General features: G+C 73.6%; 11 protein-coding genes. 10 read left to right on the top strand and 1 reads right to left on the bottom strand.

Features of this window, described 5'->3' with window-relative positions; all coding sequences use genetic code 11:
• The 8 genes from DZG00_RS17015 to DZG00_RS09325 form a co-directional block, all read left to right on the top strand.
• Positions 1-310: GNAT family N-acetyltransferase (locus DZG00_RS17015; RefSeq protein WP_199689806.1), on the top strand; the 310-nt coding region annotated here is incomplete at its 5' end.
• The gene (locus DZG00_RS09355) at positions 307-861 is read left to right on the top strand and encodes a GNAT family N-acetyltransferase (protein WP_119382009.1); all 555 of its coding nucleotides are present in this window, start codon (positions 307-309) and stop codon (positions 859-861) included. The genes DZG00_RS17015 and DZG00_RS09355, both read left to right, overlap by 4 nt.
• 136 nt (positions 862-997) lie before the next feature.
• Entirely contained in the window at positions 998-2,419 is a 1,422-nt protein-coding gene (locus DZG00_RS09350) for a DUF6421 family protein (RefSeq protein ID WP_119382007.1), read from the top strand.
• The gene (locus DZG00_RS09345) at positions 2,416-3,045 is read left to right on the top strand and encodes an SDR family oxidoreductase (protein WP_119382006.1); all 630 of its coding nucleotides are present in this window, start codon (positions 2,416-2,418) and stop codon (positions 3,043-3,045) included. The genes DZG00_RS09350 and DZG00_RS09345 overlap by 4 nt, the downstream gene beginning before the upstream one ends.
• A 91-nt stretch (positions 3,046-3,136) precedes the next feature.
• Entirely contained in the window at positions 3,137-4,039 is a 903-nt protein-coding gene (locus DZG00_RS09340) for a hypothetical protein (RefSeq protein WP_119382005.1), read from the top strand.
• Positions 4,040-4,119: 80 nt separating this feature from the next.
• Positions 4,120-4,524: a hypothetical protein gene (locus tag DZG00_RS09335; protein WP_119382004.1), complete on the top strand. Its 405-nt coding sequence runs from the start codon at positions 4,120-4,122 to the stop codon at positions 4,522-4,524.
• 10 nt (positions 4,525-4,534) lie between these two features.
• Positions 4,535-5,053, top strand: a complete 519-nt coding sequence (locus DZG00_RS09330; protein ID WP_119382003.1) for an adenylyl-sulfate kinase — start codon at positions 4,535-4,537, stop codon at positions 5,051-5,053.
• A 19-nt stretch (positions 5,054-5,072) separates the two neighbouring features.
• Positions 5,073-5,378: a DUF1905 domain-containing protein gene (locus DZG00_RS09325; protein WP_119382002.1), complete on the top strand. Its 306-nt coding sequence runs from the start codon at positions 5,073-5,075 to the stop codon at positions 5,376-5,378.
• Between the two features lie 33 nt (positions 5,379-5,411).
• Here the strand turns inward: DZG00_RS09325 and DZG00_RS09320 are convergent, their stop codons facing one another.
• A complete protein-coding gene (locus DZG00_RS09320) occupies positions 5,412-5,771 on the bottom strand; it encodes a VOC family protein (RefSeq protein ID WP_119382001.1) in 360 nt (119 codons plus the stop codon).
• Between the two features lie 164 nt (positions 5,772-5,935).
• Between DZG00_RS09320 and DZG00_RS09315 the strand changes: the two genes are divergently transcribed.
• Together DZG00_RS09315 and DZG00_RS09310 are read left to right on the top strand one after the other, a co-directional pair.
• Positions 5,936-7,693: an MDR family MFS transporter gene (locus DZG00_RS09315; RefSeq protein WP_375342498.1), complete on the top strand. Its 1,758-nt coding sequence runs from the start codon at positions 5,936-5,938 to the stop codon at positions 7,691-7,693.
• Positions 7,690-8,283 (top strand): MarR family winged helix-turn-helix transcriptional regulator, encoded by a 594-nt coding sequence (locus DZG00_RS09310; RefSeq protein ID WP_119455561.1) that lies wholly within the window; start codon positions 7,690-7,692, stop codon positions 8,281-8,283. The genes DZG00_RS09315 and DZG00_RS09310 overlap by 4 nt, the downstream gene beginning before the upstream one ends.
• Positions 8,284-8,403: the final 120 nt, after the last annotated feature.

Genomic DNA, 8,403 nt, shown 5'->3' with positions numbered 1-8,403 from the left:
CGTGCGGCTGGCCGGGATCGGCGGCGTCGCGAGCCACCCGTCCGTGCGCGGCCGGGGCTACGGCCGCGCCGCGCTCGACCGGGCAATCGCGGCGGTCGACGCGCACGACCCCGACCTCACGCAGCTGATCTGCGCGTCCCGCATGGACGGCTACTACGCGCAGGTGGGCTTCGTGCCGTTCGCGGGCACCACGTGGGTCCGGCAGGACGGCGAGCGCGTGGTGCTCGACTACCAGCCCACCCGGATCCGCCCCGGCCGCCTGCCCGCGCCCGCCGGCGGCGAGCTCGACCTGTGCGGCGCGCCGTGGTGAGCGCGGACCCGGGCGTCGAGCTGGTGCCGGTCGACGTGAGCGCCGACGCCGACGCCCTGCGCGCGTTCCTCACCACGAACCCGTTCCCGTTCCACGTGCGGTCGGCGCCGACCGTCGCGGACGTCGACCGGCGCATCGCCGACGGGGACTTCGACGGGCCCGAGCACGAGGCGCTGTGGGTCGAGGTCGCGGGATCCGGCCGCGTGGGCCTCGTGGTGCTCGACGACCTGGAGGATCCGGGCGTGCTGTTCGACCTGCGCCTGGCCGAGGCGTGGCGCGGCCGCGGACTCGGCGTGCCGGTGGTGCGCGCGCTGACCTCGCACGTGTTCCGCTCCTACCCGCACGTGACGCGCTTCGAGGCGCAGACCCGCGACGACAACCGGGCGATGCGCCGCGTGCTCGTGCGCGCGGGCTTCGTGAAGGAGGCGCACTACCGCGACGGGTGGCCGGTCGAGGGCGACGAGCCGCGGGCCTCGGTCGGCTACGCGATCCTCCGGCGCGACCACGAGGCGGGGACGACGACGCCGGTGCCCACCGACGACGACGCGTAGTCGACGCCGCTCGCGCACGCATGCTGCGTGGGTGCCCGGATCCACGCGCGGATCCCGCACTCGGGACACGATCTCGCGCCGGACCCGCCGTTACGGTGGAGGCACCGCACGCACCCGCACGATCGGAGGTCGATCCATGTCCAGCGCCGCAGCCCCCGCAGCCGTCATCGGCGAGCCCGAGGTCGTCGAGGACGTCGCCCGCGTCGCCTCCTCCCCCGCCTGGCTCGCCCTCAAGGACGCCGCCGTCGCGCTCCAGCCGATGCAGGTGAAGGACGGCTCGATCCCCGACACCGCCCACCACGCGGAGGCCGCGCGCCTCATCGCGGTGATCCGCGACTCCGTCCGCGCGCTCGCCCCGCTCTTCCCGCATGACTCCGCGTACCTCGCGGCGCTCGACGTCGACTTCGCCCGCTGGGTGGACGCGGGCCTCGGCGTCCCCGACTTCCTCGACTCCCTCACCGCGTTCCAGCCGCAGCGCGACCGCGTGGACGGGATCCGGCACCTCGTCGTCTTCCCGATGACCACGCAGAACGGCAGCGCCAGCCGCCTCGTCGAGGCCGTCGTCATCGAGGTCGTCTGGCCCGAGTTCGTCGCCGAGCTGGAGGCGGGCGACTACGGCAACGCGCTGTTCGTCCCCATCCGCTTCGTCGACTTCACGCCCGGCTACGACACGAACTCGGCCGTGCTGTTCCCCGAGACCGTCGCGATGCGCGAGATCCCGACCTTCACGTGGGGCGCGATCTTCGCCGACCGCGAGGCCGCCCGCTTCCGCCGCGTGGTGCGCCACGCCGCCGAGGTCACGAAGCTCGAGCTGCCGGAGGACGCGCGGCGCCTGCTCGACGACCAGCGGCTCGCGGAGGAGACCTTCGTGATGTGGGACCTGATCCACGACCGCACCCACATGCGCGGCGACCTGCCGTTCGACCCGTTCATGATCAAGCAGCGGATGCCGTTCTTCCTCTACTCGATCGAGGAGCTGAGGTGCGACCTCACGGCGTTCCGCGAGGCCGTCCGCATCCAGCGGCGCCTGGCCGCGGTGGATCCCGCCGAGCGCTCCGCCGCCGACGACGCCCTCCTGGAGCGCGCCGGCATGGTGCAGCACGCCGTGATCTTCGACCGGATCTTCCGCTTCGCCATCACCGGATCCCGCGTCCGCAACTACGACGGCCTCGGCGGCCAGCTGCTGTTCGCGTGGCTGCACCAGCACCACGTCCTGCACTGGACCGACACGCGCCTCACGATCGACTGGGACGAGGTGGCCGACGTGGTCGTCGCCCTCGCCGACCGCGTGAACGACCTCTACTGGCGCTCCATCGACCGCCCGAAGACCGCGCACTGGCTGGCCGCGTACGCGATGGTCACCGAGACGGTCACGCCGCACCCCGCGTCCACGTGGGCGAAGGGGCCGGACGCGCTCCCGCTCGACGGGCCGCCGAAGGGCCTCACCGACCTCGTGCTCGACGACGAGTTCCCGCTCAGCATGTTCTTCGAGGCGCTGGAGAAGAAGATGCGAGACGTCATCTCCTCGACCGCGGGGATCACGGGGCAGGCCGCGTGAGCGTCTCCGGCCGCGTGGTCGTGGTCGCGGGCGCGTCGAGCGCGGCGGGCCGTGCGGTCGGCGCCGAGCTCACGGCGGCGGGCGCGCGCGTCGTCGCGGTCGGCACGGACGCGGGGCGCCTGGACGGCGTGGACGCGTCCCGCCGCGAGATGTGCGACCTCGCCGACCACGCGGCCGTCGAGGAGCTGGCGGCGCGGATCCGCTCGGACCTCGGCGGCGTCGACGGGCTGATCCACCTGGTCGGCGGGTGGCGCGGCGGCAACGGCCTCGCGGGCCAGACCGACGACGACTGGGACTTCCTGCACGAGCGGCTCGTCACGACGCTGCGCAACACCACGCGCGCCTTCGACGCCGACCTGCAGGCATCCGATGCCGGCCGCCTCGCGATCGTGTCCTCGACCGCCGTGCAGCGCCCCTACCCGGGCGGCGCCAACTACTCGACCGCGAAGATCGCCGCGGAGACGTGGGTGCGCGCGGTCGACCGCGGGTTCTCGAAGGCCGGCTCCCCCGCCCGCACCACGATCTTCGTGGTCAAGGCGCTCGGCGGCCTCGAGGGGGCGCTGGCCCGCCGCGTCGTGAGGCTGTGGACCGCCGTGCCGCCCGAGCGCGACCTCATCGAGGGCTGACGGGAGCGGCTCCGTAGCACACGGGAGCCCGCCCCGGAGAGGGGTCGCACCCCCCTGCCGCGGGCGCCGGAGCGCGGTATACGTTCGCGGGGTGACCCCGCACGCCAGAACCGCCGAGCACGACGCATTCGGCCCGTGGATCGACACGGTCCGCACCGTCGACGAGATCCCCCGCCTCTACCGCCCGCACGGGGTCGACCCGTTCGCCGCCCGCCTCGTGCTCAAGGTGCCGCGCGACATCCCGCGCCGCGACACCGACCCGACCATGGACCTGTACGACCACCTCCTCGTCGTCGGCCACCGCGAGCTGGAGGTGCTCTCGCGCCAGGGATCCGCGTACACGGCCCGCCGCATCCCCTTCTCCGACATCGTGGCGGTCCGCGACGGGGTCGATCTGCTCGACGGCCTGCTCACCGTGCACACGGCCGACGGCGGTGCCCTGAGGATCCCGTTCAACGGCGCCTCGGCCGACGTGGTCGTGGAGCTGACCGAGATGCTCATGACGCTGGCGGGCGAGTCCGCCGGGGCGCCCGGCACGTGCCCGGGACAGACGCCGCGGGCCACGCCGCGCATCGACGTGGGACACGACGAGGCGGGCGTCGCGGCGGCGTACTGGGACCTGGCCGCGCGGGATCCGCAGCTCCGCTACCTCTCGTCCCGGCCCCGCACGCCGCTCGTCCCCACGGCCACCGGCCTCGCGGGCGCGCTGCAGCGCCTCCGGCCGATGAGCCTCGCGGGCGCGGTGGCCGCGTGCTCGCCGCGCGAGCTGCTGATCCTCACCCGCCGCGACCAGGTGCTCCGCCGCCGCACCGCGACGCTCTCCATCGACCGCCTCCGGATCCTCCGCCACGCCATCTCCAGCACCACGGCCGAGCCGCACCCGCGCTGGGTCGGCATGTCGACGGTGACGATCCGCGCGGGCGCCGCCTCCTTCGAGGTCGTCGCGGCGGCCGCGGACGAGCTCGAGTGCGACCTCGTCACGGGCGGCAGCTGACCGGCCGACAGCCCGCTCCGCCTCGTTCTGGGGGCGCGGCACGGTCCCGCGCGCGGCCCGACCCTCCCTAGCGTGGAGGGATGGAGCCGCCCCTCGTCATCCTCGTGGTCCTCGTCGTCGCGGCTCTGCTCGTGGCCCGGACCCTCGTCCGCCGCCGTGCCCGCGAGAAGGCGGAGCGCGAGCCGCAGGTGCCCACGATGCCGAAGGTGATCGCCGCGGCCCTCCTCGGCGCGGCCTTCCTCGCCATCGGCATCACGATCCTGGTGACGTCGCCCGACCTCTCCCAGGGCGACGGATCCGGTCGCTACGGCTGGGTGCCCCCGTGGATCCAGGCGGCCGTGCTCCTGATCGGCGGCCTCGGCTTCGAGGGCCTCGCCATCACGAACCTCCGGAAGCTCCGCGAGCGCCGCCATCGGGGTGACGACGCCGCCGCCTTCGACCCGCTCGCGCGCGACACCGACGTCGTCGACGAACCGCGCGCGTAGGCCCGCCGCGATGACGGACGCCGTGATCCTGACCGGCACCGTCGGCGCGGGCAAGACCACCGCGATGCACGCGCTCGGCGCCCTCCTCGCCGCGCGCGGGGTGCCGCACGCGCTCGTCGACCTGGACGCCGTGCGCCTCATGCACCCGGCCGGCCCTGCGGATCCGTTCCACCAGGAGCTCGCGCTCCGCAACCTCGGCGACCTGTCCCGCAACTACCGCGAGGTGGGGGCGCGCGTCGTGGTGGTCGCCGCCGTCGTGGAGAGCGCCGCCGATCTGCCGCGCTACGCCGCCGCGCTCGGATCCCGCGAGCCGCTGCTCGTGCGGCTGACCGTGGACGCCGACGAGGTGCGATCCCGCCTCGACGCCCGCCACCTCGACGACCCCGACGGCCTCGCCTGGCACCGCGCACGCGCGCCGGAGCTGGCCGCGATAATCGACGCGGCCGGCCTCGGCGGCCTCGCGATCGACACCACGTCCCGCACCCCGGCCGAGGTCGCGGCACTCGTCGCCGACCGGGCCGGCTGGTGAGCGCCCCTAGGGTCGAGTGATGACCGACGACCTCCCCCTCGACTTCACCGCGCCGCTCTGGGTGTGGGAGGCGCGGCGCGAGTTCATGACGCTGGTCACCGTGCCCGTCGAGCTCGGCGGGATGCTGCGCGAGCTGGGCGAGGCTCGCCGCCGCGGCTTCGGATCCGTGCCCGTCCGCGTGCGCGTCGGCACCACGACCTGGCGCACGTCCGTCTTCCCCCAGTCCGACGGCACCTGGGTGCTGCCGATCAAGCGCGCGGTCCGCGACGCCCAGGGCCTCGAGGTCGGCGAGCCGGTGCACGTCGACCTCGAGCCGCTGCCCTGAGCCCTGCGCCCTGCGCCCTGAGCGCGACGGGCGTCAGCCGCCGACGGGCGGCGAGTACAGCTGCAGGTCGTTGCCCTCGCTGTCCTGGAAGGGGAGGATGCGGCCCCACTCGTGGTCGCTGATCTCGCCCGTGATGTCGGCGCCGCGGCCGCGGATCCGCTCGAGCTCGTCCTCGATGGAGCCCTCGGGCGTGAACGAGATGACCGCCCCGCTGCTCGAGGAGCCACTCGCCTCCTCGCGCGCGTTGAGCCCGATCATCAGGCCGCCCGCCTCGATCTCGCTCCAGTCCGCGTCCTCGCTCGTGACCGTGAGACCGAGCGTGTCGCGGTAGAACGCCACCGCGCGCGTCATGTCCTGCACGGGCAGCCATACCGTCGCCACCGAATCGACCATGGGGTTCCTCCTCGTCTCGAGGCCGGTCGGTCGACCGGCTCTCCCTCCCGGTCTACTCCCGACGCGCCCCGACCTCCCCGCCCGAGCGGATCACCCCGCCCGAGATGGTTGACAACGATCCACCATCGGCATATGGTTGCCTGCAGTCAACTACCCGGAGGAACATGTCCCAGCACCACCCGGCCACCGCGTCACCCGCGAAGGCCCCTCGCCGCACCGTCTCGGCCGACGGATCCATGTCGAAGCGCCAGGTCCTCGAGTCCCTCTCGGGCCTCCTGCTCGGCATGTTCGTCTCGATCCTCGCCGGCACCGTCGTCTCGACCTCGCTGCCGATCATCATCAGCGACCTCAAGGGCGACCAGTCCGGCTACACCTGGGTCGTCACCGCGACGCTCCTCGCCACCACCGTGAGCACGCCGCTCTGGGGCAAGTTCGCCGACCTCTTCAACCGCAAGCTGCTCATCCAGCTCGCCCTCGGGATCTTCGTCCTGGGATCCGCGCTCGCCGGCTTCTCGCAGAACACCGAGACGCTCATCGTCTTCCGCGTGCTCCAGGGCCTCGGCGCCGGCGGGCTCGCGGCGCTGAGCCAGATCATCATGGCCGACATCATCAGCCCGCGTGACCGCGGCCGCTACGCCGGCCTCTTCGGTGCCGTCATGGCCGTCGGCACGGTCGGCGGCCCGCTCCTCGGCGGCGTCGTGACCGACGCGTTCGGCTGGCGCTGGAACTTCTTCATCGCGCTGCCGATCGCGATCATCGCGATCATCCTGCTGCAGGTCACCCTCCACCTCCCCGCGCACCCGAAGCGCAAGGTGCACGTCGACTACCTCGGCGCCGTCTTCATCGCCAGCGGCGTCTCGCTGCTGCTCATCTGGGTGTCGCAGGCCGGCAAGCAGTTCGAGTGGGCATCCGGCACGTCGTACCTCATGGCGGCAGGTGCCGTCGTGCTGCTGATCGCCGCGGTGGTCACCGAGCTCAAGGTCGCCGAGCCGATCATCCCGCTCACGATGTTCCGCAACCGCACCTTCACGCTCTCCGTGCTCGCCAGCCTCGCGGTCGGCATCTCGCTGTTCGGCACCTCGGTCTTCCTCGCGCAGTACATGCAGCTGTCGCGCGGCGCCACGCCCACCCAGTCGGGCCTGCTGACCATCCCGCTCATGGCGGGCCTGCTCATCTCCTCGACGGTGTTCGGCAACCTGATCAGCCGCCGCGGCAAGTGGAAGGCGATCATGATCACGGGCGCCGTGCTCATCGTCGCCGGCACGTCGCTGCTCTCCACGCTCCGCTACGACACCGACTTCGTGCTCGTGGGCATCTACATGTTCGTGCTCGGCGCGGGCCTCGGCATGCTCATGCAGAACCTCGTCCTCGTCGTGCAGAACGCCATCGAGGTCAAGAACCTGGGCGTCGCCACCAGCGCCGTCACGTTCTTCCGCAGCCTCGGCGGCACCATCGGCGTCTCGGTGCTCGGCTCGATCCTGGGCACGATCATCGCGTCGGAGATCACGGCCGGGATCACGAAGCTCGCCCCGGCCGACCAGGCCGCCGCCGCGCAGGCCCTCGGCTCCGGCGTCATCCCGCAGGTCTCGCAGCTCAGCCCCGCGGTCCGCACCGTGGTCGAGAGCGCGTACGGCGTGGGCATCGGCGACGTGTTCCTCTACAGCGTGCCGCTCGCGATCGTGTCGCTGATCGCAGTGGTCTTCCTGCCCAACGCGCAGCTCGGCAGCAAGAACGCCGTGCAGCTGAAGAGCGACAAGGCCGCCGCGGGGGACGCCCGCGAGGTGCACCGCACCGACGCCGAGGACGCGCTCATCGGCGCATCCGCCGGGGCCGTCGCCCTCACCCCCGCCGGCGAGGCGAACCCGACGGGATCCATCCGGCTCCCCGAGGCCGAGGACGCCGGGGTCGACTCCCGCCGATGACCGACGAGGACCGCTCCGACGCGGGCGACGCCGAGGGCGACCCCGGCGTCGCCGACGGGATGCCTGACGGGGTCGCCGCGGGCATCGCCGAGGTGGAGGAGCAGATGACCGCCCTCGCCGGCCGGATCCGGGCGACGACCCGGGAGGCCGCCGCGGCGATCCACCCGGAGCTCCCGCCCATCGGCTACAAGATGCTCCGCGTGATCCGCCGCTGCGGCAGCGCGCACGCGAGCGCCGTCGCCGACCAGCTCGGCGTCGACCGCAGCGTGGTCAGCCGGCAGCTCCGCCAGCTCCAGGAGCTGGGGCTCGTGGAGGTCGGCGCCGACGCCCAGGACGGCCGGGTGCGCGTGCTCGCGCTCACCGCGGCGGGCCGCGCAGGGATCGAGGCGGACGACGCCCAGGGCGGGAGCCGCCTGATCCGCGGCCTCGGCGAGTGGACGCGGGCCGACCTCGACACGTTCGCCGGGTACCTCGCGCGGCTCAACGCGGGGGCGGCTCCGGTCGCCGCGCCAGGTGCGGCCGACTGCGCAGCCGAGGCGGATGCCGACGCATCGCGCGAGGCGCCTCGCGCGCCCGCGCACGCGGGCTGACGCGGGTCGATCGGCCGGTCAGAGGATCACGACGCGCCGTCGGACGGGGATGCGCTCCCCGACCGGCGGCGCGTCGTCGCGTCCGCGGCGGCATCGCGCACCGCGGATGCCGCCGGCGCG

Origin of the sequence: Clavibacter lycopersici, from assembly GCF_003576405.1 — a bacterium.
Classification (GTDB): domain Bacteria; phylum Actinomycetota; class Actinomycetes; order Actinomycetales; family Microbacteriaceae; genus Clavibacter; species Clavibacter lycopersici.
Note: the sequence above shows the minus strand (reverse complement) of the source record. Positions and strands in the feature narration are given on the sequence as shown.

Bases quoted from the DNA above. Each gene is read 5' to 3' on its own strand.
- DZG00_RS09330 (WP_119382003.1), top strand. From the start codon at position 4,535: ATGACGGACGCCGTGATCCTGACCGGCACCGTCGGCGCGGGCAAGACC.
- DZG00_RS09315 (WP_375342498.1), top strand. From the start codon at position 5,936: ATGTCCCAGCACCACCCGGCCACCGCGTCACCCGCGAAGGCCCCTCGC.
- DZG00_RS09335 (WP_119382004.1), top strand. From the start codon at position 4,120: ATGGAGCCGCCCCTCGTCATCCTCGTGGTCCTCGTCGTCGCGGCTCTG.
- DZG00_RS09325 (WP_119382002.1), top strand. From the start codon at position 5,073: ATGACCGACGACCTCCCCCTCGACTTCACCGCGCCGCTCTGGGTGTGG.
- DZG00_RS09310 (WP_119455561.1), top strand. From the start codon at position 7,690: ATGACCGACGAGGACCGCTCCGACGCGGGCGACGCCGAGGGCGACCCC.
- DZG00_RS09350 (WP_119382007.1), top strand. From the start codon at position 998: ATGTCCAGCGCCGCAGCCCCCGCAGCCGTCATCGGCGAGCCCGAGGTC.
- DZG00_RS09320 (WP_119382001.1), bottom strand. From the start codon at position 5,771: ATGGTCGATTCGGTGGCGACGGTATGGCTGCCCGTGCAGGACATGACG.